Source organism: Pseudomonas sp. LBUM1644 (assembly GCF_059716195.1).
The window spans coordinates 6,201,187-6,225,772 of the sequence record NZ_CP166812.1 but is presented as its reverse complement, the minus strand read 5'-3'; the positions used below and the strand labels follow the sequence as shown (position 1 = coordinate 6,225,772).

General features: G+C 59.7%; 21 protein-coding genes. 13 read left to right on the top strand and 8 right to left on the bottom strand.

Annotated features, from left to right (window positions below):
* Positions 1-66 precede the first annotated feature (66 nt).
* From ACA052_RS28635 to aspA, 4 genes are all read right to left on the bottom strand, one after another.
* Positions 67-381 carry a hypothetical protein gene (locus tag ACA052_RS28635; RefSeq protein WP_497647794.1) on the bottom strand — a complete coding sequence of 105 codons (315 nt, stop codon included), beginning with the start codon at positions 379-381 and terminating at the stop codon, positions 67-69.
* Between the two features lie 219 nt (positions 382-600).
* Complete coding sequence (locus ACA052_RS28630) at positions 601-1,605, bottom strand: asparaginase (RefSeq protein ID WP_497647793.1); 1,005 nt, start codon at positions 1,603-1,605, stop codon at positions 601-603.
* A gap of 139 nt (positions 1,606-1,744) precedes the next feature.
* Complete coding sequence (locus tag ACA052_RS28625; protein ID WP_497647792.1) at positions 1,745-3,193, bottom strand: alanine/glycine:cation symporter family protein; 1,449 nt, start codon at positions 3,191-3,193, stop codon at positions 1,745-1,747.
* A gap of 411 nt (positions 3,194-3,604) precedes the next feature.
* Complete coding sequence (aspA, locus tag ACA052_RS28620) at positions 3,605-5,029, bottom strand: aspartate ammonia-lyase (RefSeq protein ID WP_497647791.1); 1,425 nt, start codon at positions 5,027-5,029, stop codon at positions 3,605-3,607.
* A gap of 180 nt (positions 5,030-5,209) precedes the next feature.
* Here aspA and ACA052_RS28615 point away from each other — a divergent pair, with 180 nt between their 5' ends.
* The 5 genes from ACA052_RS28615 to ACA052_RS28595 all read left to right on the top strand — a co-directional run bounded on the left by ACA052_RS28615 (position 5,210) and on the right by ACA052_RS28595 (position 9,015).
* Positions 5,210-6,118, top strand: a complete 909-nt coding sequence (locus tag ACA052_RS28615; protein WP_497647790.1) for a LysR substrate-binding domain-containing protein — start codon at positions 5,210-5,212, stop codon at positions 6,116-6,118.
* Between the two features lie 303 nt (positions 6,119-6,421).
* Entirely contained in the window at positions 6,422-6,913 is a 492-nt protein-coding gene (gene purE, locus ACA052_RS28610) for a 5-(carboxyamino)imidazole ribonucleotide mutase (protein ID WP_150634558.1), read from the top strand.
* A gap of 11 nt (positions 6,914-6,924) precedes the next feature.
* Entirely contained in the window at positions 6,925-8,007 is a 1,083-nt protein-coding gene (locus ACA052_RS28605) for a 5-(carboxyamino)imidazole ribonucleotide synthase (protein WP_497647789.1), read from the top strand.
* 139 nt (positions 8,008-8,146) lie between these two features.
* A complete protein-coding gene (locus ACA052_RS28600; RefSeq protein ID WP_497647788.1) occupies positions 8,147-8,392 on the top strand; it encodes a GlsB/YeaQ/YmgE family stress response membrane protein in 246 nt (81 codons plus the stop codon).
* An 86-nt stretch (positions 8,393-8,478) separates the two neighbouring features.
* A complete protein-coding gene (locus ACA052_RS28595) occupies positions 8,479-9,015 on the top strand; it encodes a DUF3299 domain-containing protein (protein ID WP_497647787.1) in 537 nt (178 codons plus the stop codon).
* A gap of 86 nt (positions 9,016-9,101) precedes the next feature.
* Here the strand turns inward: ACA052_RS28595 and ACA052_RS28590 are convergent, their stop codons facing one another.
* The gene (locus ACA052_RS28590; RefSeq protein WP_497647786.1) at positions 9,102-10,001 is read right to left on the bottom strand and encodes a D-hexose-6-phosphate mutarotase; all 900 of its coding nucleotides are present in this window, start codon (positions 9,999-10,001) and stop codon (positions 9,102-9,104) included.
* A gap of 57 nt (positions 10,002-10,058) precedes the next feature.
* Positions 10,059-10,463, bottom strand: a complete 405-nt coding sequence (locus ACA052_RS28585; RefSeq protein ID WP_007942704.1) for an acyl-CoA thioesterase — start codon at positions 10,461-10,463, stop codon at positions 10,059-10,061.
* Between the two features lie 365 nt (positions 10,464-10,828).
* Between ACA052_RS28585 and ACA052_RS28580 the strand changes: the two genes are divergently transcribed.
* The 8 genes from ACA052_RS28580 to ACA052_RS28545 all read left to right on the top strand — a co-directional run bounded on the left by ACA052_RS28580 (position 10,829) and on the right by ACA052_RS28545 (position 21,625).
* Complete coding sequence (locus ACA052_RS28580; protein WP_497647785.1) at positions 10,829-12,127, top strand: MFS transporter; 1,299 nt, start codon at positions 10,829-10,831, stop codon at positions 12,125-12,127.
* Between the two features lie 206 nt (positions 12,128-12,333).
* Positions 12,334-13,335 (top strand): phosphate ABC transporter substrate-binding protein PstS, encoded by a 1,002-nt coding sequence (locus ACA052_RS28575; RefSeq protein ID WP_497647784.1) that lies wholly within the window; start codon positions 12,334-12,336, stop codon positions 13,333-13,335.
* 256 nt (positions 13,336-13,591) lie between these two features.
* A complete protein-coding gene (locus tag ACA052_RS28570; protein ID WP_497647783.1) occupies positions 13,592-15,874 on the top strand; it encodes an ABC transporter permease subunit in 2,283 nt (760 codons plus the stop codon).
* Between the two features lie 15 nt (positions 15,875-15,889).
* Positions 15,890-17,560, top strand: a complete 1,671-nt coding sequence (gene pstA / locus ACA052_RS28565) for a phosphate ABC transporter permease PstA (protein ID WP_497647782.1) — start codon at positions 15,890-15,892, stop codon at positions 17,558-17,560.
* A 193-nt stretch (positions 17,561-17,753) separates the two neighbouring features.
* On the top strand, positions 17,754-18,587 hold the full coding sequence (gene pstB, locus ACA052_RS28560) for a phosphate ABC transporter ATP-binding protein PstB (protein ID WP_497647781.1): 834 nt from the start codon (positions 17,754-17,756) through the stop codon (positions 18,585-18,587).
* 115 nt (positions 18,588-18,702) lie between these two features.
* Complete coding sequence (phoU, locus tag ACA052_RS28555) at positions 18,703-19,464, top strand: phosphate signaling complex protein PhoU (protein ID WP_497647780.1); 762 nt, start codon at positions 18,703-18,705, stop codon at positions 19,462-19,464.
* A gap of 167 nt (positions 19,465-19,631) precedes the next feature.
* On the top strand, positions 19,632-20,555 hold the full coding sequence (locus ACA052_RS28550; protein ID WP_497647779.1) for a response regulator: 924 nt from the start codon (positions 19,632-19,634) through the stop codon (positions 20,553-20,555).
* 173 nt (positions 20,556-20,728) lie between these two features.
* Entirely contained in the window at positions 20,729-21,625 is an 897-nt protein-coding gene (locus tag ACA052_RS28545) for a peptidoglycan DD-metalloendopeptidase family protein (RefSeq protein WP_497647778.1), read from the top strand.
* A 159-nt stretch (positions 21,626-21,784) separates the two neighbouring features.
* Here ACA052_RS28545 and ACA052_RS28540 read toward each other — a convergent pair whose 3' ends face one another.
* Positions 21,785-23,125 (bottom strand): hemolysin family protein, encoded by a 1,341-nt coding sequence (locus ACA052_RS28540; RefSeq protein ID WP_497647777.1) that lies wholly within the window; start codon positions 23,123-23,125, stop codon positions 21,785-21,787.
* Between the two features lie 123 nt (positions 23,126-23,248).
* Positions 23,249-24,571, bottom strand: a complete 1,323-nt coding sequence (gene phoR, locus ACA052_RS28535; protein ID WP_497647776.1) for a phosphate regulon sensor histidine kinase PhoR — start codon at positions 24,569-24,571, stop codon at positions 23,249-23,251.
* Between the last annotated feature and the right edge of the window lie 15 nt (positions 24,572-24,586).

Below are 24,586 nucleotides of genomic sequence, written 5' to 3'. Positions count from 1 at the left end.
AGAAGTGCCCCGTCAGGCACATGGCGTGTCTGACGGGGCACCCTTAAATATTTTAGTTGTTAACTTTTAGTTAGTAATTAGCACGTCATCAATGTGGTGCAGTAACTCGCCCTCAAAGAAGATGCTGACGCCGGATACATTGGAATTACCCAGGGTCTTATATTCAACGTACTTCTCTGTTTCGACCTGCAGCGAAATGTCATCGGACTTTTCAAGTTTCAATTCCAGTCGCAGATCAAAAGACTTGTCCTGCATCGCAGTCATCACCAGTGTTGGCGTAATGCCTGTGTGCGCGACGGTTACGGTGCCAAAGGTGCGGAAAGAAGCGGCGCCTGGCATACGGTCGATTTGTGCGCTCCAGTCTTTGGTTTTAATGCTCATAGTTGTAACTCCTTTGATTAAGTTTGATTGCTTCCTGCCCGAGCAATATAACTAACTAGACTTGGTCGCGGGAGTTAAAAATAAGTTGCATTTGTAAGGTTGTATGTTGGGCGTTTTAATTGACTGGGGACTGGCGGCAAACATCTGGTGAAAGTGACGCGGCTCAAGTTCTGGAAAAGATCGGGAGAAACTTGAGCGCGCTGCAGCGTCGGAGTGTATTTAAGACAGCTCCCCACATAGATCCAGCTCGACAAGCCGCCGAACCTCATCCACTTCAAGTCCCGCCCCAAGCAACCCATGCAACTTGCCGAACGCCGCTTCACGGGTCATGCCACCACCCGAAAGCACACCGGCGCCACGCAAGCGGCTGCCCGCCTCGTAAACATCCAGCTCGACGCCACCTTCATGGCACTGCGTGACCGCCACCACCACAACCCCTTTGTCCCGCGCCCGTTCCAGGCTGGCGAGAAACTCGGGGTTATCACTCGGTCCGGTGCCGCTGCCGTAGCACTCCAGCACCAAGCCCTGAATGCCGCTGTTCAGCAACGCATCAAGCTGCTCGGCACCAATCCCGGGAAACAACGGCAGCACAGCGACTTTCGCCCGTTGCTTGTTCTGGTTGTAATTCAGTTCTGCCGGCAGCGAAGTCGCCTTCACGCCACCGCCCTGACGTTGCAATCGGGCAAACGGATGACGACCGAAACTGCGCACCTTCGCGCAACGGGTCGGGTCCAGCAGTTCGCCGTGGAAGTACAGATGAACGCCCGGCGCCAGGCCATGGCCGAGGGCGACCAGCGCGCCACTGAGGTTTTCCCAGGCGTCGCTGTCGGTCACGCCGGCCGGCAACATTGAACCGGTGAACACCACGCGGGCATGCAGGCCGAGTAGTTGAAAGCTCATGGCCGCCGCACTGTAGGCCAAGGTGTCGGTGCCGTGCAGGATCAGCACGCTGTCGCAGCCTTGCACATCTACTGCGTCGACCACTGCTTCGCGCAGTTGCTGCCAGTACGCCGGGGTCATGTTGGCGCTGTCGATCAGCGGTGACATCTCGCGAAAGCGCCATTGCGGCACCACCAGTTCGGGCTGGTTGTGCAGGTACTCGCGCATCCGCGCTTCGAAACCGGACGCCGGCGCCAGGCCATGGGCGCTGGCTTGCATACCAATGGTGCCACCTGTGTAGAGCACCATGACGTGTTGGGCGGCAGGGTAGGTCGAGGAATTCATGGAGGCTCTCCGAGAACGATGACTTCCTGTGGGAGTGAGCCTGCTCGCGAGAGCGGCGTGTCAGTCGACATCAATGTTGGATGTCAGTCCGCATTCGCGAGCGGGCTCGCTCCCACATGGGATTTCGCACTTTAACCGATCAGCGTTGCGCTGCGGGTATGCCTTGCGGCTCAGCTTCTGCCTTGACGGCGGCTGGCGGGTTGGCTGGCCAGGCTTTCAGGTCCAGGTCCAGATCCGGGAACTTGCTCGAATCGAACACTGGCGTCTTGATCCCGGCAGCGCGCTGGTCATCGTAGTCACGCAGGATGCGCATGCCGACCTTGAACAGCAGGAACAGCGCGATCAGGTTCACGAACGCCAGCATCGTCATGGTGATGTCGGCGAAGGCGAACACTGTGCCGAGGTTCTCGATGGCGCCCCAGAAGATCAACACCAGCACCAGTGCGCGGTAGCCGATCAGCGCCTTGCGGTTTTCACCGATCAAAAAGCGCAGGTTGCTCTCGCCCAGGTAGTAGTTGTAGAGGATCGAGGTGAACACGAACAACGCCAGTGCCACGGAGATGAACATCCGGCCCCAGTCACCGACCACAGCGGCCAGCGAGTTCTGGGTCAGGGCAATGCCATCGCCTTCGAAGCCAGGGGTGTAGAAGCCGGACAGCAGAATCAGCAACGCGGTGCAGGTGCAGATCACGAAGGTGTCGAGAAACACGCTGAACGCCTGGACCACGCCTTGCGCCACCGGGTGCTCGACCGATGCCACAGCGGCCACGTTCGGCGCACTGCCCAGACCTGCTTCGTTGGCGAACACGCCACGCTTTACGCCCATGACGATGGCGCTGCCGATCAGGCCGCCGAACGCCTGGTCCAGACCGAAAGCACTTTTGACGATGGTCATCAGCATCGCTGGAACGTGATCGAATTGCAGCACGATCACGTAAATCGTTACGCCGATGTAGACCAGGGTTTTCACCGGCACCAGCAGGTCGGCAACCTTGGCGATGCGCTTGATGCCACCGATGAACACCAAGCCTAGCAACACCGCCAGGGCCAGGCCGGTCCAGGTGGTGTCGAGGCCGAATGCGTTGTTCAGCGAGTGCGTCACGGCGTGGGATTGCAGGCCGTTGAAGGCAAACCCGAAGGTCACCAACAACAGAAACGCCATGATCATGCCCAACCAGCGTTTCTGCAGGCCGTGCTGGATGTAATAGGACGGGCCGCCACGGAAAGTGCCGTCGCAATCGCAGCGCTTGTAGAGCTGGCCGAGGGAGCATTCGAAAAAGCTGCTGGACATGCCGACCAGCGCGGTCACCCACATCCAGAACACCGCACCTGGCCCGCCGAGCGTCACGGCGATGCCGACACCGGCGATGTTGCCTGCACCGACGCGGCCGGCGAGGCTGAGCATCAGGGCCTGGAAGGAACTGAGTTGACCGGCGCTGCTTTTGAGGCTGTCGCGGAACACCGCGAACATGTGGAAGAAGTGACGCAGTTGTACGAAACGCGAGCGGATCGTGAAGTAGCTACCGAGCCCGACAATGAGCACGATCAGTACTTTCCCTGAGAGGAAGTCGTTAATGACTTCGAGCATGGAGTATTCCTCGCTGTTTTTTGTGTAGGCAAATGCTGGGCGGATCGAAATATCGCGTTACACCAGCTTGCGCACGGCAAAGCAGGCGAGGCGAAGGTTCGTCCCGGTTCCAAATCGCGGGTTTGTTATTAGTTCGGGGTTTCGCATGGGTTTGGGCCTCGTAACCGACGACCGCTCACGCGAAGAGGGGCGGCACTATACCGATGAGTGTGGCGCCCGTCTGCACGGTTGTGGTGCAACATCAAAAGATCGCAGCCTGCGGCAGCTCCTACAGTCATCCCATGTAGGCGCTGCCGAAGGCTGCGATCTTTTGATCTTCGAATAAAAAAAAAGGGCTTGGAGAGTGATCCCCAAGCCCTCAAAAGGTGAGAGGTGTCTAGTCCCTCAGCCTGGTGAGCGGTACTACAAACGTCAGGCCTTCAGAGGCACCAGACGCGGAGCAATCATGTTTTCCGGGCGCAGGATGTCGGCGAGCATTTCGTCGTCGAGCAAGCCTTCTTCGCGCACCAGTTCCAGCACGCCGCGGCCGCTTTCAAGAGCGATGCGGGCGATGCGGGTGGCGTTTTCATAGCCGATGTACGGGTTCAGTGCGGTGACCAGGCCGATCGAATGCTCGACCAGTTCACGGCAGCGCTCTTCGTTGGCGGTGATGCCGACGATGCAGTGCTCGCGCAGCATGTCCATGGCCCGTTGCAACAGGCGGATCGAGTCGAAGATCTTGAACGCGATCAGCGGCTCCATCACGTTCAGTTGCAGTTGGCCGCCTTCGGCCGCGATGGTCAGGGCCAGGTCGTTGCCGATGATCTGGAACGCAACCTGGTTCACGGCTTCCGGGATAACCGGGTTGACCTTGCCGGGCATGATCGAGCTGCCTGGCTGACGTGCCGGCAGGTTGATTTCGTTGATGCCGGTGCGTGGGCCGCTGGACAGCAGGCGCAGGTCGTTGCAAATCTTCGACAGCTTGACTGCGGTGCGCTTGAGCATGCCGGAGAACAGCACGAAGGCGCCCATGTCGGAAGTGGCTTCGATCAAATCGGCGGCCGGAACCAGCGGTTGACCACTGATCAGTGCCAGACGCTGAACGGCCAGGTGCTGATAACGCGGGTCGGCGTTGATGCCGGTACCAATCGCGGTGCCGCCCAGGTTTACTTCGGTCAACAGCTCAGGTGCCAGTGTTTTCAGGCGCGCCAGGTCTTCGCCCAGGGTCGTGGCGAACGCACGGAATTCCTGGCCGAGGGTCATTGGCACAGCGTCTTGCAGCTGGGTACGGCCCATCTTCAATACGTGGCTGAACTCTACGCCTTTGGCAGCGAACGCCTGGATCAGGCTGTCGAGACTGGCCAGCAGCGCGTCGTGACCCAACAGCAGACCCAGGCGGATCGCGGTCGGATAGGCATCGTTGGTCGACTGCGCCATGTTCACGTCGTTGTTCGGGTGCAGGTATTGGTATTCGCCCTTGCTGTGGCCCATGGCCTCCAGCGCGATGTTGGCGATGACTTCGTTGGCATTCATGTTGGTTGAAGTACCAGCGCCGCCTTGAATCATGTCGACCACGAACTCTTCGTGGAAGTCGCCGCGGATCAATCGTGCACAGGCTTCGCTGATGGCAGCGTGCTTGGCTTCGCTCAGGTGACCCAGTTCGCGGTTGGCGTCAGCAGCGGCTTGCTTGACCATTGCCAGGCCGACCACCAGCTTCGGGTAATGCGAAATCGGAACGCCGGAGAGACGGAAGTTGTTCACCGCTCGCAGGGTCTGGATACCGTAATACGCTTGAGCCGGTACTTCGAGTACGCCAAGCAGGTCTTTTTCTGTGCGGAAAGATGCAGCGGAGGACATGATAGAAATCATCTCGATATGGACCCGGTCTGTGCCGGAACACTGCAAATGCTAGGCTTGTGCAGGATTTTCGGCCAATGCTGTTAAGCACTGGCCTATGCACATTCGGCATAATGCCCATGTGACGTCGCGTGTGCGGCGAGCGTGTGACCTAAATTGGTGCGTGTCCGGGAGGACGTGATGAATCTGGAAAGTAAATGGCTTGAGGACTTCAGCGCCCTGGCCGCCACCCGCAGCTTCTCCCAGGCTGCCGAACGACGTTTCGTGACACAGCCGGCGTTCAGTCGACGGATTCGCAGCCTGGAAGCCGCATTGGGCCTGCAATTGGTCAATCGTTCACGCACGCCAATCGAGCTGACGGCGGCGGGGCAATTGTTTCTGGTCACCGCGCGGACGGTTGTCGAGCAGCTCGGCGAAGTGCTGCGCCATCTGCATCATCTGGAGGGCGGGCAGGGTGAGGTGATGCAGGTCGCGGCGGCTCACTCGCTGGCGTTGGGTTTTTTCCCGCGCTGGATCGCCCAGTTGCGCAACGAAGGCTTGAACATTGCCACGCGGTTGGTGGCGACTAACGTCGGCGATGCTGTGCACGCCCTGCGTGAGGGTGGCTGCGATCTGATGCTGGCGTTCTATGACCCTGACGCCGCGATGCAGATGGATCCGGAAATCTTTCCGTCCCTGCACCTCGGCCACACCGAAATGCTTCCAGTCTGTGCGGCGGACGCCGATGGCAAGCCGTTGTTCGATCTGGAAGGCGAGGGCAGCGTGCCGCTATTGGCCTACAGCGCCGGGGCGTTTCTCGGGCGTTCGGTGAACATGCTGTTGCGCCAGCGGGCACTGCGCTTCACCACCATTTATGAAACCGCGATGGCCGACAGCCTGAAAAGCATGGCACTGGAAGGGTTGGGGATTGCCTGGGTCCCGCAACTCAGTGTGCGCGCGGAACTGGCCCGCGGTGAGCTGGTGGTCTGCGGCGGCCCGCAATGGCATGTACCGTTGGAGATTCGCCTGTACCGCTGCGCGCTGGTGCGCAAGGCGAACGTGCGGTTGCTGTGGCGCAAACTCGAAGGCGGCGCCGCGCAAAATACTTAAATGACGGTGTCTGTTCGGGCGCCAAGATCGCAGCCTTCGGCAGCTCCTGCAGAGGCCAGTGTAGGAGCTGCCGAAGGCTGCGATCTTTTGATCTTTTTGATTGACCTTCGAGTCAATAAAACCGGCACTTTGCGCCGTATGACAGATGGTCGTAACAGGGGCTGTTTATCTGCTTCATTGAGGTATACTGCGCGGCCTTCGGCCGGTTCGTCCGGCCATTTTTCGTACAATCAAGCCACGCATTTTGCGTGGCTTGTTGTTTTTTGACGCGCCTGCGGGCGCCCAGAGAGAAGAGGCACGACGATGAGTGCACTGGTTGGCGTGATCATGGGCTCCAAGTCCGATTGGTCCACCCTTAGCCACACCGCCGATATGCTGGAAAAGCTCGGCATTCCTTACGAGGTGAAAGTGGTTTCCGCCCACCGCACCCCGGACCTGCTGTTCCAGTACGCCGAAGAGGCCGAGGCGCGTGGCATCGAGGTGATCATTGCCGGTGCCGGTGGCGCGGCCCACTTGCCTGGCATGTGTGCGGCCAAGACCCACCTGCCGGTGCTCGGCGTGCCGGTGCAGTCGTCGATGCTCTCGGGCGTCGATTCGCTGCTCTCTATCGTGCAGATGCCAGCAGGCATTCCGGTAGCCACCCTGGCCATCGGCAAGGCTGGCGCGATTAACGCCGCCCTGCTCTCGGCGAGTATCCTCGGCGCCAAGCACCCGCAATTCCACGAAGTGCTGAAAACTTTCCGTGCTGAGCAGACAGACAGCGTCCTGGAAAATCCAGACCCACGCATCGCCTGAGGTTGTTGACGATGAAGATCGGTGTAATCGGTGGCGGCCAGTTGGGTCGCATGTTGGCGCTGGCGGGTACTCCGCTGGGCATGAACTTCGCTTTTCTGGACCCGGCGCCGGATGCCTGCGCAGCCGCGTTGGGCGAACACCTGCGGGCCGATTACGGCGATCAGGATCACCTGCGCCAGCTGGCCGATGAAGTCGATCTGGTGACTTTCGAGTTCGAAAGCGTCCCGGCCGAAACCGTGGCCTTCCTGTCGCAATTCGTCCCGGTCTACCCGAGCGCCGAAGCCCTGCGCATTGCGCGTGATCGTTGGTTCGAGAAGAGCATGTTCAAGGACCTGGGGATTCCGACCCCGGCGTTCGCCGACATTCAATCGCAAGCCGATCTCGACGCTGCCGTGGCTTCGATCGGTCTGCCGGCCGTGCTGAAAACCCGCACGTTGGGTTATGACGGCAAGGGCCAGAAAGTGCTCCGCAAACCCGAAGACGTGGTCGGCACATTCGCTGAGTTGGGTAGCGTGGCCTGTCTGTTGGAAGGCTTCGTGCCGTTCACCGGTGAAGTTTCGCTGATCGCCGTGCGTGCTCGCGATGGCGAAACCCGGTTCTATCCGTTGGTTCACAACACCCACGACAGCGGCATTCTCAAGTTGTCCGTGGCCAGCACCGATCACCCTTTGCAGGCCTTGGCGCAAGACTATTCCAGCCGCGTGCTCAAGCAGCTGAATTATGTCGGTGTGATGGCGTTCGAGTTCTTTGAAGTCGACGGTGGCCTGAAGGCCAACGAGATTGCCCCGCGCGTGCACAACTCCGGGCACTGGACCACTGAAGGCGCCGAGTGCAGCCAGTTCGAAAACCACCTGCGGGCGGTGGCCGGTCTGCCGCTGGGTTCGACCGCCAAAGTCGGCGAAAGCGCGATGCTCAACTTCATCGGCAAAGTCCCGGAGACCGAGAAAGTCCTGGCCATTGCCGATTGCCATCTGCATCACTATGGCAAGGCGTTCAAGTCCGGTCGCAAGGTCGGCCACGCCAACCTGCGCTGCGCCGACAAGGCCACGCTGGAGCAGCAGATCCTCAAGGTCGAAGCGCTCATCGCCGAATAGTTTCATGTGGCAGCGGCGGAACCATTCAGGTGCCGCCGTTCTCTGATGGCAGGATGCCAAAGTCTGACTAGGCTTTGGCTAGGTGTCCTGTCTCACCAATGTGAGACAGGACTCAGCCAACCAATCAAAGGGAAATGTCATGGGAATTATTGGAACCATCTTTATCGGCTTGATCGTCGGCCTGCTGGCTCGGTTCCTGAAACCGGGCGATGACAGCATGGGCTGGATCATGACCATCTTGCTCGGTATCGGCGGTTCGCTGGCGGCCACCTACGGTGGCCAGGCCCTGGGCATTTACCAGGTCGGCCAAGGGGCTGGCTTCATCGGCGCACTGGTTGGCGCCGTGGTGTTGCTGGTGATCTACGGCTTGATCAGAAAGAACTGATCCAGGCGACAAAGCCCTCTCTGCGCCGCACGCAGAGAGGGCTAGAATGCTCGGCGACTAATTGTCCTTCCTGACCGAGCACCTTCATGCGCCGTTTTCTACTGACGTTCCTTTTACTGGGCGCAGGCCTTGCCCACGCCGGCGAACTGCCGGAAACCGATTGGCTCGACCTGATGCCCAAGTCGGATCAGAAAGCCCTCGAGGCCATGCCCGAAATCGACCATAACTCCCCCGAAGGCGATGGCACCTTTACCGCAAAGGGAGGCATGAAGCAGAGCAAGGGCTTGCCGGCGGTGATGTACTCAACCAAAACCGTGCCGTCGATGAACGACAAGAACATCCGCATCGGCGGTTATCCGGTGCCGCTGGAGTCCGACGCCAAGGGCCGCAGTACGCTGTTCTTTCTCGTGCCCTATCCGGGCGCCTGCATTCACGTGCCGCCACCGCCGCCTAATCAACTGGTGCTGGTGCGTTATCCCAAAGGCTTGAAGCTGAATGACATCTACACACCGCTGTGGGTCACCGGCACGCTGAAGATCGAGCAGGTCAACAACGACCTGGCCGATGCGGCATATGCATTGGATGCGGCGAAAGTCAGAGTGGTGAAAGAGTCGGATTTGTAATTAGGGATACCGCAAAAAGATCGCAGCCTTCGGCAGCTCCTACAGAGATCGATGTAGGAGCTGCCGAAGGCTGCGATCTTTTGATCTTAAAGCGGTTTGCTGCCAATGCTGACGCCAAGCGTGTGGCTTGCACCCGGCGCCAACGTCACCACATCACCCAACACATTCGCCGTTTCAATGCACAGCATGCGCTGCCAGCCATCGTCGGCCATATCACTGAATGCCGCTGCGCGGTCGATCCACGGATTCCAGATCACCGCCGAGCGTGAGCCGCTGCTGGTCAGCTCGATACGCCGTTCCCAGGTCGGGTCGACAATGCTCAGCTTCGCCGGAGTATCGAGGTAGATGCGATCGGTCTCGCCGGTAAAGCGCAGGTCACCGGCCTGGTTCACGGTTTTCCAGTCGTCCAGCGTCTCGATGTAACTCAAGCCATTGAGCCCTTCAACGTGCACATTGCGCACATCGCTCACCGCGAAGTAGCTATGCAGCGCCTGGCTGATGGTGACTGTTTCCGAGCCCGGATTGTGGCTGGTCAGGCTGATGTGCAGTTGCTCATCCAGACGAATGCACAACTTCAAACCCACCTGATGTGGCCAGCCCGGAAAGCCGCCCTCGGGGTAAGGCAGGACGAATTCCACCTTCAGGCTTTCGCCCTCGGTTTCGATGCCGCCCAGTTCCCAATCCATCGCCCGTACAAATCCGTGGGCGGTCGGCGGTTCGTTGCTGACACGCATGGCCTGAACGCTTTGCGGGTTGCGCGCAAAATTGCCGAACCACGGCCAGCACACCGGAACGCCTGCGCGGATGCTCTTGCCGGTCTTGAACACCGCTTCGTCGTTGAGCCAGATCAGCGGCGGTTGGCCAGCCAATTGGTAACTGAGGATGTGCGCGCCTTGCTGGGCGACCAGCAATTCGGCCTGACCGTGGCGGATGCGCCAGCAGTTCAGGTCATCCAGTTTCACGGCTTCGACGTTGGGGGTGGTCATGGGACAGCTCTCGATCAGGAACAATGACTGCAATGGACCGCAAAACGGTCGCCGCGTTTAACGCGCGCGTGGCGGAACCGAACGCGTGCGGCCGCTACCGTCGATGGCGACAAAGACAAACACCGCTTCGGTCACTTTGCGCCACTCGCTGGACAGCGGATCGTCGCTCCAGACTTCAACCATCATCTTGATCGAGCTGCGACCAATTTCCAGCGCCTGGGTATAGAAGGAAAGCTGAGCACCCACCGCGACCGGAACCAGGAACGCCATGCGATCGATCGCAACGGTGGCTACACGACCACCCGCGACTTTGCTGGCCATCGCGGTGCCGGCCAAATCCATCTGCGCCACCAGCCAGCCGCCGAAAATATCGCCAAAGCCGTTGGTTTCACGCGGAAGCGCGGTGATTTGCAGGGCCAGGTCGCCTTGCGGAATTGGATCTTCTTGTTCGAGCTCTATCATGCCGGGGGTGCCTCTGACCCGTGACTCTTCATAAGTACTTCAGGTTGAATAGCCGTCTCAAGGAAAAACGATTCATCCCCGAACATACTACGTTCGTCACGTTTTTCGTAAGGCGCCTAAAGGGAAACTCTGCGAAATCGACTGGTAGAGCCAGCAGCGTCTTCGCACAGCAACCCTTTCAACTGGCCGCAAGATTGCGAGTATATCGGTCGGTAGACTCCGAGACGACCGTCCGGTTCTCATTTTGACCGTCAAATACGCGCTTCTATGTGCTTTTTCGAACAATTTGCTATCGTGCCGGACCTGCCCAAGCCTCCGCCAGCGTTGTTGGGGTTGCAGATCCGACTATAAGAGAAGCCCTTGCCATGACCACAGCGCCCTCGAGCATCGCGCAGCCAACACAACCCGCACGTCCGCTGACTCGCAACGACTACAAGACTTTATCGCTGTCTGCCCTGGGCGGTGCGCTGGAGTTCTACGACTTCATCATCTTCGTGTTCTTCGCCACGGTAGTCGGCAAGCTGTTCTTCCCGGCCGACATGCCCGAGTGGCTGCGGCTGATGCAGACCTTCGGCATTTTTGCCGCCGGCTACCTGGCGCGGCCGCTGGGCGGCATTGTCATGGCGCACTTCGGTGACCTGCTGGGTCGCAAGAAGATGTTCACCCTGAGCATTTTCATGATGGCCGTGCCGACCCTGATCATGGGCCTGCTGCCGACGTACGCGCAGATTGGCATGTGGGCGCCGATTCTGTTGCTGCTGATGCGGGTAATCCAGGGCGCGGCAATTGGCGGTGAAGTGCCGGGCGCGTGGGTCTTCGTTTCCGAACACGTGCCTGCGCGGCATATCGGCTACGCCTGCGGCACCCTGACCAGCGGTCTGACGGCGGGCATCCTGCTTGGCTCGTTGGTGGCGACCGCCATCAACAGTATTTACACCCCGGTGGAGGTGGCGGATTACGCCTGGCGGATTCCGTTCCTGCTCGGTGGTGTGTTTGGTCTGTTCTCGGTGTACCTGCGCCGCTGGCTGCACGAAACCCCGGTGTTCGCCGAGCTGCAACTGCGCAAGGCCCTGGCCGAAGAAGTGCCGCTGCGCGCCGTGTTGCGCGACCATCGCGGGGCGATCCTGATTTCCATGCTGCTGACCTGGTTGCTGTCCGCCGGCATCATCGTCGTCATCCTGATGACGCCGACCGTGCTGCAGACCGTCTACCACTTCTCGCCGACCACCGCGTTGCAGGCCAACAGCCTGGCGATCGTGTTCCTGAGCCTGGGCTGCGTGGCGTCCGGTGCTTTGGCTGACCGTTTTGGCGCGGGCCGGGTGTTTGTGTTCGGCAGCGGTTTGCTGCTGCTGAGTTCGTGGACTTTCTACCACAGCCTGTTCAACCATCCGGACTGGCTGTTCCCGATGTACGCCCTGACCGGCCTGCTGGTCGGCACCATTGGTGCGGTGCCGTACGTAATGGTCAAAGCCTTCCCGGCGGTGGTGCGTTTCAGCGGGTTGTCGTTCTCCTATAACCTGGCCTACGCGATTTTCGGTGGCCTGACGCCGATGGTGGTGACGTTGCTGCTCAAGGAAAGCCCGATGGGGCCGGCCTATTACGTGGCGATCATTTGTGGGGTCGGGGTGTTGGTGGGTGGGTATCTCTGGAAGAAGGGACGCTAAGGCGACTGACGCCTTCGCGGGCAAGCCTCGCTCCTACAGATCACGTTGACCTGCAGGAGCGAGCGCGAAGAACGATAACGCGGTAGACCTGCAAAAACCCGAATGCTGGCCTTTCATCCAATTGTCATATTTCAGCCATAGAGTGTTCACACGGCCCGCTGATACTTGGCCCCGACTTAACACACCCTATCTGCTAGGAGTAAGGCATGAAACTGAAGCGTTTGATGGCGGCAATGACTTTTGTCGCTGCTGGCGTTGCGACTGCCAACGCGTTCGCCGCTGTTGACCCTGCTATCCCGAGCTACACCAAGACCACTGGTGTGTCGGGCAACCTGTCCAGCGTCGGCTCCGATACCCTGGCCAACCTCATGACCCTCTGGGCTGAGAACTACAAAAAAGAATACCCGAACGTAAACATCCAGATTCAGGCCGCTGGCTCCGCCACTGCGCCACCTGCGCTGACTGAAGGCACCGCTAACCTGGGCCCGATGAGCCGCAAGATGAAGGACACCGAACTGGCTGCCTTCGAGCAGAAGTACGGCTACAAGCCAACCGCTATCCCGGTTGCCGTAGACGCCCTGGCTGTCTTCGTACACAAAGACAACCCGATCCAGCACCTGACCATGGAACAAGTCGACGCGATCTTCTCGTCCACTCGTCTGTGCGGCGCTAAAACCGAAGTCAAAACCTGGGGCGACCTGGGTGTGACCGGCGACCTGGCCAGCAAGCCAGTTCAACTGTTCGGTCGTAACTCGGTATCCGGCACTTATGGCTACTTCAAGGAAGAAGCCTTGTGCAAAGGCGACTACAAGCCAAACGTCAACGAACAACCAGGTTCGGCTTCGGTCGTGCAGTCGATCAGCTCCTCGCTGAACGGCATCGGTTACTCGGGCATCGGCTACAAGACCGCTAGCGTGAAGACTGTGGCCCTGGCCAAGAAAGGCAGCACTGACTACATCGAAGACACCGAAGAAAACGCCCTGAACGGCAAGTATCCGCTGTCGCGCTTCCTCTACGTTTACGTCAACAAAGCCCCGAACAAGCCTCTGGCTCCGCTGGAAGCCGAGTTCGTGAAACTGGTTCTGTCCAAACAGGGCCAGGAAGTTGTAGTCAAAGACGGCTACATCCCACTGCCAGCCAAAGTTGCTGCAAAAGCACTGGCTGACCTGGGTCTGGCGGAAGGCGGCGCTGAAGTCGCAAAAAAGTAACACCCTAGGTCCGAGGTTCGCCTCGGACCTGTGTAGGAGCTGTGTAGGAGCTGTCGAGTGAAACGAGGCTGCGATCTTTTGATCTGGCTTTATTATCAGCAAGATCAAAAGATCGCAGCCTCGTTTCACTCGACAGCTCCTACAGGGTTTCCTACACCCCCAAATTTTCGGTCCGCTGCCAGTTCCTACAGGCGGCGGATTTGTTGCGTCACTGCACTGTCATCTTTCTGTCATACAGGATCGCTAGGGTGTGCGAATGAATGATCTGGCCAATTCCACCATGACTAATAATCCCCCCAAGCGAATTGATTTCAATACGCCTGAGCTGCAACGCAAGCGTCGCATCCGCGCGCTCAAAGATCGCCTGACCCGCTGGTACGTCCTCGTTGGCGGCCTTGCCGTTCTTGGCGCGATCACACTGATCTTCTTCTTCCTTGCCTACGTCGTCCTGCCCCTGTTCCAGGGTGCCGACCTGACCGCCAAGGACGCCATCACGCCCGCCTGGATGCAAGACGCCGGCAAGCCGCTGATGATTTCCCTGGAAGAGCAGAACCAGGTCGCCATGCGGGTTTCCGACAAAGGCCAGGCGTTGTTCTTCGACATCGACAGTGGCGCCGAACTCAAGCGCGTCGATCTGCCAATCCCGGTCGGTACCACCGTGACGTCCATCGGCGAAGACCAGCCCGGTCATCCGCTGGTAGCGGTGGGCTTGTCCAACGGTCAGGCACTGGTGTTCCGTCATACCTATAAAGTCAGCTACCCGGAAGGCAAGAAAACCATTTCACCGGCCGTTGAATACCCGTACGGCGAAACCCCGATTGCGTTGAACGAAGCGGGCGGTGCGCTGGAACACATCAGCCTTAACGCCAGCGACACCACCCTGATGCTGGTGGGTGCCACCGGTTCGCAACTCAATGTGCTCTCGCTGACCAGCGAAGAAAACATGATGACCGGCGAAATCACCAACGAGCAGAAGCGCATTGATCTGCCGCAGATGAGCGAGCCGGTGAAGAACATCTTCGTCGACCCGCGCCAGCAATGGCTTTACGTGATTAACGGTCGCGCCCAGGCCGACGTGTTCAGCCTGCGCGACAAGAGCCTCAACGGTCGCTACAAACTGCTTGAGGACGGCGAAGCGCAAATCACTGCCAGTACTCAATTGGTGGGCGGTATCTCGCTGATCCTCGGCGACTCCAAGGGTGGCCTGGCCCAGTGGTTCATGGCTCGTGACCCGGATGGCGAACTGCGCCTGAAGCAGATCCGTACCTTCCAGATGGGCACCACGCCGATCGTTGAAATTACCGCTGAAGAACGTCGCAAAGGCTTCATCGCCCTCGACGCCTCCGGCAAGCTTGGCGTGTTCCACAGCACCGCCCACCGCACCTTGCTGGTGGATCAGGTGGTGGAAGGCCAGGGCATTTTCGGCCTGTCGCCACGCGCCAACCGCGTGATCGTGGAGGCGGGCGGCAAGATTCAACCGTTGCTGCTCGACAACCCGCACCCGGAAGTTTCCTGGAGCGCGTTGTGGAGCAAGGTCTGGTACGAGAACTACGACGAGCCTAAATACGTCTGGCAATCGACCGCCGCCAACACCGATTTCGAACCCAAGCTGAGCTTGTCTCCGCTAACCTTCGGCACCCTGAAAGCCGCGTTCTACGCCATGCTGCTGGCTGCACCCCTGGCCGTTGCCGCTGCAATCTACACCGCTTACTTCATGGCCCCGGGCATGCGCCGCAAGGTCAAGCCGGTGATCGAGCTGATGGAAGCGATGCCGACGGTGATCCTCGGTTTCTTCGCCGGCCTGTTCCTCGCGCCGTATGTGGAAGGGCACTTGCCGGGCATCTTCAGCCTGCTGATGCTCCTGCCGATCGGCATCCTGGTGGCCGGCTTCGTCTTCAGCCGCCTGCCTGAGTCCATCCGCCTGAAAGTGCCGGACGGTTGGGAAAGCGCGATTCTGATCCCGGTGATTCTGTTTGTGGGCTGGTTGTCGCTGTACATGAGCCCGTACATGGAAACCTGGTTCTTCGGCGGCGACATGCGCATGTGGATCTCCCACGACCTGGGCATCACCTACGACCAGCGCAACGCATTGGTAGTCGGTCTGGCCATGGGTTTCGCGGTCATCCCGAACATCTATTCCATTGCCGAAGACGCCGTGTTCAGCGTGCCGCGCGGCCTGACGCTGGGTTCCCTGGCCCTCGGTGCCACGCCGTGGCAGACCATGACCCGCGTGGTGATCCTCACTGCCAGCCCGGGCATCTTCTCGGCACTGATGATCGGCATGGGCCGTGCAGTCGGTGAAACGATGATCGTGCTGATGGCCACCGGTAACACCCCGGTCATGGAAATGAACCTGTTCGAAGGCCTGCGCACCCTGGCGGCCAACGTTGCAGTGGAAATGCCCGAATCGGAAGTCGGCGGCAGCCACTACCGCGTGCTGTTCCTCTCGGCGCTGGTGCTGCTGTTGTTCACCTTCATCATGAACACCCTCGCGGAACTGATTCGTCAGCGTCTGCGCAAGAAATACTCGTCGCTTTAAGAAAGGTAGAAGTCTGTGAAACAGAACTCCCTGAATGGATGGTTCAAGAGCGGCGCCCCCGGCGTCTGGATCAGCGGTGGCGCGGTGTCCATCGCGGTCATCATGACCATTGGCTTGCTCGCGGTGATTGCCGTGCGCGGTCTGGGTCACTTTTGGCCGGCGGATTTGATTCACGCCAGCTACGACGTGCCGGGCCAGGCCAATCACCTCGTGATCGGCGAAGTGGTGCAGAAAGAAGAAGTACCGCGCGAGCGCCTGAAAAGCGCTGGCCTGCCGGTGCCCGATCAGGGCCCGGAGTTCATGACCCGCGAGCTGATAAAGGTCGGCAACCGTGACCTGAACGGCAACGACTTCACCTGGGTCGTCGGCGAGTGGTTGACCAACCAGAAGACCCCACCTGAGCTGATGACCATCGAGCGTCGCGAGTGGGGCAACTTCTACGGTTACCTGGTCAACGTCAAACAGGACGGCAAGGTCATCGCCGAAGGCGAAGCCGCGTGGCCTGAGTTGCAGGCGCGTGTTGCTCGCGTCAACCAGCTGGCCGCACAGCTCAAGAGCCTGGAAAAAACCGATATCGGTGCGATCAACTCAGGTCTGGAGCGCATCCGTCTGCACGGGCGCAAACTGGAATTGGCCGGCACCCTCGACGCCACCGCGCAAGCGGACATGGAATCCGAGCGCGCCGAGCTTAACGCGCGTTATCAGGACATCGAAGCACGCCTGAACGACCTGCACGCCCAGTTCAACCGCGACAGCCTGACGGCCCGCGATGCGAACGGCAAAGAGATCGAAATCGGCATCGGCAAAGTGGTTCACGCCTACCAGCCGAACGCCATGGGCACGATGACCAAGATCGGCTTCTACTTCAGCAAGGTCTGGGAATTCCTCAGCGACGACCCGCGCGAAGCGAACACCGAAGGCGGGATCTTCCCGGCAATTTTCGGCACCGTGATGATGACCCTGATCATGGCAATGATCGTGACCCCGTTCGGCGTACTGGCAGCGGTTTACCTGCGTGAATACGCCAAGCAAAACGTGCTGACGCGTATTATCCGCATCGCCGTGAACAACCTGGCGGGCGTTCCGGCCATCGTTTACGGCGTATTCGGTCTGGGCTTCTTCGTCTATGTACTGGGCGGCTCGGTCGACCGGCTGTTCTTCCCTGAAGCATTGCCGGCGCCGACCTTCGGCACGCCGGGCCTACTTTGGGCCTCGTTGACCCTGGCGCTGCTGGCGGTGCCGGTGGTGATCGTGGCCACCGAAGAGGGCCTGGCGCGGATTCCTCGCACCGTGCGTGAAGGCTCGTTGGCCCTTGGCGCGACCAAGGCTGAAACCTTGTGGAAGATCGTGCTGCCGATGGCCAGCCCGGCGATGATGACCGGCATGATCCTCGCCGTGGCCCGTGCCGCCGGTGAAGTAGCGCCGCTGATGCTGGTAGGCGTGGTGAAACTGGCACCGTCGCTGCCGCTGGATGGCAACTACCCGTACCTTCACCTCGACCAGAAGATCATGCACTTGGGCTTCCACATTTACGACGTCGGCTTCCAGAGCCCGAACGTCGAAGCCGCACGGCCGCTGGTGTACGCCACCGCGCTGTTGCTGGTAATGGTGATTGCGACGTTGAACCTGTCGGCCGTGTGGATTCGAAACCACCTGCGCGAGAAATACAAAGCACTGGATAGTTAAATTTACAGGTCGGCGCGGGCCCTTGTGGGAGCGGGCTTGCTCGCGAAAGCGGTGGGTCAGGCAACATTGATGTTGAATGTGATGGCCTCTTCGCGAGCAAGCCCGCTCCCACATTGATCGGCGTTTACCGGAATATTGAAGGGAATTGCCAAAGGGCATTCCGAACCGAATTTGTTAGCACAGGGAGCCTCCCATGCAGCACGAAACACATACCCACGGCATCAACATGTCGGCCTTGGGCCGCGACAAACAGAGCCTGAACCTGGCGCAGGAAACCGTGGCCATTGAAGTGCCGGGCCTGAGCCTGTTCTACGGCGAGAAACAAGCGCTGTACGACGTCAGCATGAACATCCCGAAACAGCGCGTGACGGCCTTCATCGGTCCGTCCGGCTGTGGCAAGTCCACGCTGCTGCGGACCTTCAACCGCATGAACGACCTGGTCGACGGCTGTCGCGTAGAAGGCGAAATCAACCTGTACGGCAACAACATCTACCGCAAGGGCGAAGACGTGGCTGAGCTGCGTCGTCGCGTCGGCATGGTGTTCCAGAAGCCGAACCCGTTCCCGAAAACCATCTACGAAAACGTGGTTTACGGCCTGCGCATCCAGGGCATCAACAAGAAGCGCATCCTCGACGAAGCCGTCGAATGGGCGTTGAAAGGCGCGGCGCTGTGGGACGAAGTCAAAGACCGTCTGCACGAGTCGGCACTCGGCCTGTCCGGTGGCCAGCAGCAACGCCTGGTGATCGCGCGTACCATCGCCGTGGAACCGGAAGTGCTGTTGCTCGACGAACCCTGCTCTGCACTCGACCCGATCTCGACGCTGAAAGTCGAAGAGCTGATCTACGAACTGAAATCGAAGTTCACCATCGTCATCGTGACCCACAACATGCAACAGGCCGCGCGGGTTTCCGACTACACGGCGTTCATGTACATGGGAAAACTGGTGGAATTCGGCGACACCGACACCCTGTTCACCAATCCGGCGAAGAAGCAGACCGAAGACTACATCACGGGGCGCTATGGCTAGTTGAGGCAGCTGCGAGCCGCAAGCTTCAAGCGGCAAGTTAAGGCGGTTCAGCGTAACGACACAAATTGGCTTGCAGCTTGTAGCTTGCGGCTTACAGCTTTTGCGGAGCAATCGCATGATTAGTAAAGAAGGCCTTACCCACCACATTTCCGCGCAATTCAACGCCGAACTGGAGGAAGTGCGCAGCCACCTCCTGGCCATGGGCGGGCTGGTCGAGAAGCAGGTCAACGATGCGGTCACCGCGCTGATCGAGGCCGACTCCGGCCTGGCCCAGCAGGTGCGTGATATCGACGACCAGATCAACCAGATGGAACGCAACATCGACGAAGAATGCCTGCGCATTCTGGCCCGTCGTCAGCCGGCGGCGTCCGACTTGCGTCTGATCATCAGCATCTCCAAATCGGTGATCGACCTGGAGCGCATCGGCGACGAATCCACCAAGATTGCCCGTCGCGCCATCCAGCTGTGCGAAGAAGGCGAAGCCCCGCGCGGTTACGTCGAGGTTCGCCACATCGGTGACCAGGTGCGCAACATGGTGCGTGATGCACTGGACGCCTTTGCCCGTTTCGATGCCGACCTGGCGTTGTCGGTCGCCCAGTACGACAAAATCATCGACCGCGAATACAAGACCGCCCTGCGTGAGCTGGCGACCTACATGATGGAAGACCCACGCTCTATCTCGCGGGTCTTGAGCATCATTTGGGTGCTGCGTTCGCTGGAGCGGATCGGCGATCACGCGCGCAACATCTCGGAACTGGTGATTTACCTGGTGCGAGGCACCGACGTGCGTCACCTGGGCCTCAAGCGCATGAAAGAAGAAGTTGAAGGCACAAGTGCCGAAAACGCTAATGTTCCGGGCAACGCTGACGATAAGTAAGATTGCCCAAGAAAAACGCCCGGTCCTTTGGCCGGGCGTTTTTGTGTGTGGTGTTCGACGTTAGAAGCAGCACCCGCGAACGAAAAGTCCCGGCGTGACTGAAGGTTTTTGGCAATGTGCCATCAGCAAGACGGTATGCTTGCCGGGATTTTTTCGAGGGGTGGTGGATGAGCAAGATCAGTGTGTTGGTGGTGGACGATGCGGCGTTTATTCGTGACCTGGTGAAGAAGTGCCTGCGCAATTACTTCCCGGGGATCCGGACCGAAGATGCCATCAACGGCAGAAAGGCTCAGGCCATGCTCGCCAAGGAAGCGTTCGACCTGGTCCTGTGCGACTGGGAAATGCCGGAAATGTCTGGCCTGGAACTGCTGACCTGGTGCCGCCAGCAAGACAATCTCAAGGCCATGCCCTTCGTGATGGTGACCAGCCGTGGCGACAAGGAAAACGTCGTCCAGGCCATTCAGGCCGGGGTTTCCGGCTACGTCAGCAAGCCATTCACCAACGAGCAGCTGCTGACCAAGGTCAAGCAAGCGTTGAACAAGGTCGGCAAGCTCGACGCCTTGATGAGCGGCGCGCCGGTCAAGATGAACTCGGCGTTCGCTAACGACTCGCTGAACGCATTGACCGGTGGCAAGACGACCGTGGTCGCGCCAACAGCGCCTTCTGCATCTGCTCCGGCCCCGGCGGCTGCACCGTCTCGCGGTCTGCTCAACAGCCCACCGGTTAAAGCCCCCGCCAGCGCTGCGGTATCCAGTGGTCGTGGCCAAGGCCAGTTGCGCCTGCCGAGCGGCATTCAGCAGTGCGTCATCAAGGCCTTGAGCCTCAAGGAAGCGCTGTTGGTCGTGAAACGCACCGATACCTTGCCGCAAGTGCTCGACAGCGCCGTACTCGACCTGGAGCAGGGCGAAAACGCCGAAGTCGCGCGCCTCAACGGCTACCTCCACGCCGTCGTCGCCCACGAACCGAAACCCGACAGCGACTGGCTGCAACTGACCTTCCGCTTTGTCGATCAGGACGCGCAGAAGCTCGACTACATCTCCCGCCTGATTGCGCGTGGTACGGCGCAGAAGCATTTCATTCCAGGCGCGTAAGCGTCGTTGCTGAAAGATCGCAGCCTGCGGCAGCTCCTACAGGAGATCGCATTCCCCTGTAGGAGCTGCCGAAGGCTGCGATCTTTTGATCTTGCTTGAAACATCTGCCGACTCCCCGGGTCCATTGCAGCTGCTAGGCTCCTATGCAGACCTCCTCGACAGATTATTTGCCCATGCTCGCGCGCTTGCTGTTTTTCTGCGGTCTTTTCATGGCCTCCACCGCGGCGGTAGCCATGACGATCTACAAGTCCACCGACGCCAATGGCGTGGTCTCCTACAGCGACCGCCCCACGAAGGGCTCCCAGGTGTTCACTTTTCGCGATCGCATGGTCGAGCACCTTGAGCGCCAGGTGTACCTCGTCATCACGAAAAAGAAAGGCGTGGACAGCGTCTACGTCCGCAATGACCTGTATGCGCCAGTAGAAATCGAGTTGAGTTTCGCCGGGCTGGACAACGTCAGTGGGGCGCCAAGCCGACCGATTCGCCGGGTGATGCCGGCCCGCAGCAGTATTCGTCTGGCGCTGCTCACGGCCACGCAGCCCGAACGCCCGCTCGCGTATGTTCCAAAGTTCGAATACTCCCTGGGCGACCCCTCAGGCGCTGCCATGGCCTATCAATACCCGTTTCCGTGGCGTGGTGGTCCGTTCCGGTTGAGTCAGGGCGCCAACGGTCAGTACAGCCACTTCGGGCCCAAGAACCGCTACGCGTTGGACATCGCCATGCCCGAAGGCACGCCGATCATCGCCGCGCGTGCCGGGGTGGTGGTGAAAACCGAGAATGCCCAGACCGGGCGCGGCACTGATCCGTCGGGCAACTTTGTGCGGGTACTGCACGACGACGGGACCATGGGCGTGTATTTGCACCTCAAGCGAGGCTCCGTGGGCGTTCGGGAAGGCCAGCGGGTGGTGGTGGGCAGTCCATTGGCGCTGTCGGGCAATACCGGGAACAGCAGCGGACCGCACCTGCACTTCGTGGTGCAGCGCAATACCGGGTTGGGGCTGGTGTCGATTCCGTACCAGTTCAATCAACCGGTGGGGGCATTGCCCAACTTTGCGTTGGGCAAGCAGTAAAGGTGATGGCGATCCATTGTGGCCAGGGGATTTAACTGTGGCGAGGGGATTTATCCCCGTTGGGTTGCGAAGCGACCCCGCTTTACTGAAGGGCTTTGGGACGACTTCGTCGTCCAACGGGGATAAATCCCCTCACCACAAAAGCCCGCCATCTCCTGATCAATCCAGCATCAACACCTTGGCCAGGATGATCTTCGGCCCTTTCATCTTCTTGATGATGATCCGCAAACCTTCCACTTCCAGCACTTCTTCCTCTTCCGGCACCCGTTTCAGGGTTTCATAGACCAGCCCGGCAAGGGTTTCGGCTTCGATGTGATCCAGGTCGATCCCCAACAGCCGTTCAACCTTGAACAGCGGTGTATCGCCCCGCACCAGCAACTTGCCCGGCTGATAGGCGAGGATGCCGCGTTCCGCCTTGCGGTGTTCGTCCTGAATGTCGCCGACCAGCACTTCCAGCACGTCTTCCATGGTCAGGTAGCCGATGATGTTGCCGTCGGCTTCCTCCACCAGCGCGAAGTGCGAGCCGCCCTTGCGGAACTGCTCCAGCAACTGCGACAGCGGCATGTGCCGCGAGATGCGTTCCAGCGGACGGGTCAGTTCGGCCAGGTTGAACGACTCGGGAATGTGGTCCAGGGCCGCCAGTTCCAGCAGCAGGTCCTTGATGTGCAGCAGGCCGACGAACTCCTGGCGGTCGCTGTCGTACACCGGGTAGCGGCTGAATTTGTGGCGACGGAACATCGCGAGGATTTCCTTGAGCGGCGCGTTGAACTCCAGCGTCACCAGGTCTTCCCGGGAGTTGGCCCAGTCGACCACTTCCAGTTCACCCATCTCCACGGCGGACGCCAAAACACGCATGCCTTGGTCGCTCGGGTCCTGGCCACGGCTGGAGTGCAGGATCAGTTTCAGTTCTTCACGGCTGTAATGGTGCTCGTGATGAGGGCCGGGTTCACCTTGGCCGGCGATCCGCAGGATCGTGTTGGCGCTGGCGTTGAGCAGGTATATCGCCGGGTACATCGCCCAGTAGAACAGGTACAGCGGCACTGCCGTCCAGAGCGACAGCAACTCGGGTTTGCGGATGGCCCAGGATTTCGGGGCCAATTCGCCGACCACGATGTGCAGGTACGAAATGACGAAGAACGCAGCGAAGAACGACACGCCCTTGATCACTTCGGCCGACTGCACGCCGACGGCTTCAAGCAGCGGCTCCAGGATGTGCGCGAACGCCGGTTCACCGACCCAGCCGAGACCGAGGGAGGCGAGGGTGATACCCAATTGGCACGCCGACAGGTAAGCATCGAGCTGACTGTGCACGGTGCGCAGGATGTGTCCGCGCCAGCCGTTTTTATCAGCGATGGCCTCGACCCGGGTCGAGCGCAGTTTGACCATGGCAAATTCCGCCGCAACGAAAAATCCGTTGAGCAACACCAGGATCAAAGCAAAAAGAATCATGCCGAAGTCGGCGAATAGTGTTGCGAGGGTCAAGCCAGGGGAAGGGTCCATGATGGAGTTTTGCGGGTTCCGTGTATTCGAAGGGAAAGAAAAAAGTGCACCTGAAAGGCAGGCACAAGTCAGCCAATGTAGCGGCTGACTTGACGATTGCCTAGTGGCGAGTGCCGGTCGGTATCAGTCAGTGGTGCTGATGACCAGGGATTTGGTGACTTGGGCCGGCGCAAAATGGCAGGTAAATGTACTGCCGTGGCCCGGCACACTGCTGATTTCCATCCGCGCCCGGTGACGCAGCAGCACGTGTTTGACAATCGCCAGCCCAAGCCCGGTGCCACCGGTGTTGGAATTGCGACTGGAGTCGACGCGGTAGAAACGTTCGGTCAGGCGCGGCAAGTGTTTGCTGTCGATGCCGATCCCGGAATCCTGCACGCTCAGGTGCGCACCTTGCTCATCGCCCCACCAGCGAATGCGGATGTTGCCTTCGGCCGGGGTGTATTTCACGGCGTTGAACACCAGGTTCGAGAACGCGCTGCGCAATTCGGCTTCGCTGCCCTTGAGCAGAATCGTCGGGTCGGCCTCCAGCGTAATGTGCTGATTGCGTTGACCGGACAATTGATGAGCGTCGCCCTTGATCGATTGCAGCAGGCCGTCGATGGCCACCGGCTGATTGTCCGACGGGTAATCGGTGGCTTCCAGCTTGGCCAACAGCAGCAAGTCGTTGAGCAACGTTTGCATGCGCCCGCCTTGCTGTTGCATTTGCTGCAAGGCGCGGGTCCAGCGCGGGTTCACTTCCTCGACGTTGTCGAGCAGGGTTTCCAGGTAGCCGCAGATCACCGTCAGCGGCGTGCGCAGTTCATGGGAAACGTTGGCGATGAAGTCTTTGCGCATCTGCTCCAGCTGATGGATGCGCGTGACGTCGCGCACCAGCATCAAGTGCTCGTTGTTGCCGTAGCGGGTGATGTACAGCTGAATGCGCACGCGGTCGTTGGTTGGCGAGGGAATTTCCAGCGGCTCGGCGTAGTTGTCCTGCTCGAAGTATTCCTTGAAGCGCGGATGACGAACCAGGTTGGTCACCGGCTGGCCGCTGTCTTGTGGCGTCTTTAGGCCGAGCAAGGTTTCGGCGGCGCGGTTCCACCATTCGAGGTTGCCGTCGGTGTCGAGCATGATCACCGCGTCTTTCAGCGCGGCGGTGGATTCCTGGACCCGGTCGATCACCGCTTGCAGGCGCCCGCGCACGCGTTGATCGCGGCGTTGCAGGTGGTAGATGCTGTCGAATACTTCGCCCCACAAGCCATAGCCGTCGGGCGGCGCTTCATCGGGTTTGTGCAGCCGCAGCCACTCGTGCAGGCGCAGCAATTGCTTGAGGGTCCAGGCCAGGTAAAGGCCTAGGCCCGCGGCGAGGCTCCAGCCGTAGTAACCGGTAATCAGGCCGATCACCAAACAGCCGGTCACCAGCAACAGCATGTGGCGAATCAGGGTGCCATGCCAGTTTTGGTTCAATTGAACACGCGTCCT

Coding starts and splice junctions, on each gene's coding strand:
- ACA052_RS28635 (WP_497647794.1), bottom strand. CDS start 381: ATGAGCATTAAAACCAAAGACTGGAGCGCACAAATCGACCGTATGCCA.
- ACA052_RS28630 (WP_497647793.1), bottom strand. CDS start 1,605: ATGAATTCCTCGACCTACCCTGCCGCCCAACACGTCATGGTGCTCTAC.
- ACA052_RS28625 (WP_497647792.1), bottom strand. CDS start 3,193: ATGCTCGAAGTCATTAACGACTTCCTCTCAGGGAAAGTACTGATCGTG.
- aspA (WP_497647791.1), bottom strand. CDS start 5,029: ATGTCCTCCGCTGCATCTTTCCGCACAGAAAAAGACCTGCTTGGCGTA.
- ACA052_RS28615 (WP_497647790.1), top strand. CDS start 5,210: ATGAATCTGGAAAGTAAATGGCTTGAGGACTTCAGCGCCCTGGCCGCC.
- purE (WP_150634558.1), top strand. CDS start 6,422: ATGAGTGCACTGGTTGGCGTGATCATGGGCTCCAAGTCCGATTGGTCC.
- ACA052_RS28605 (WP_497647789.1), top strand. CDS start 6,925: ATGAAGATCGGTGTAATCGGTGGCGGCCAGTTGGGTCGCATGTTGGCG.
- ACA052_RS28600 (WP_497647788.1), top strand. CDS start 8,147: ATGGGAATTATTGGAACCATCTTTATCGGCTTGATCGTCGGCCTGCTG.
- ACA052_RS28595 (WP_497647787.1), top strand. CDS start 8,479: ATGCGCCGTTTTCTACTGACGTTCCTTTTACTGGGCGCAGGCCTTGCC.
- ACA052_RS28590 (WP_497647786.1), bottom strand. CDS start 10,001: ATGACCACCCCCAACGTCGAAGCCGTGAAACTGGATGACCTGAACTGC.
- ACA052_RS28585 (WP_007942704.1), bottom strand. CDS start 10,463: ATGATAGAGCTCGAACAAGAAGATCCAATTCCGCAAGGCGACCTGGCC.
- ACA052_RS28580 (WP_497647785.1), top strand. CDS start 10,829: ATGACCACAGCGCCCTCGAGCATCGCGCAGCCAACACAACCCGCACGT.
- ACA052_RS28575 (WP_497647784.1), top strand. CDS start 12,334: ATGAAACTGAAGCGTTTGATGGCGGCAATGACTTTTGTCGCTGCTGGC.
- ACA052_RS28570 (WP_497647783.1), top strand. CDS start 13,592: ATGAATGATCTGGCCAATTCCACCATGACTAATAATCCCCCCAAGCGA.
- pstB (WP_497647781.1), top strand. CDS start 17,754: ATGCAGCACGAAACACATACCCACGGCATCAACATGTCGGCCTTGGGC.
- phoU (WP_497647780.1), top strand. CDS start 18,703: ATGATTAGTAAAGAAGGCCTTACCCACCACATTTCCGCGCAATTCAAC.
- ACA052_RS28550 (WP_497647779.1), top strand. CDS start 19,632: ATGAGCAAGATCAGTGTGTTGGTGGTGGACGATGCGGCGTTTATTCGT.
- ACA052_RS28545 (WP_497647778.1), top strand. CDS start 20,729: ATGCTCGCGCGCTTGCTGTTTTTCTGCGGTCTTTTCATGGCCTCCACC.
- ACA052_RS28540 (WP_497647777.1), bottom strand. CDS start 23,125: ATGGACCCTTCCCCTGGCTTGACCCTCGCAACACTATTCGCCGACTTC.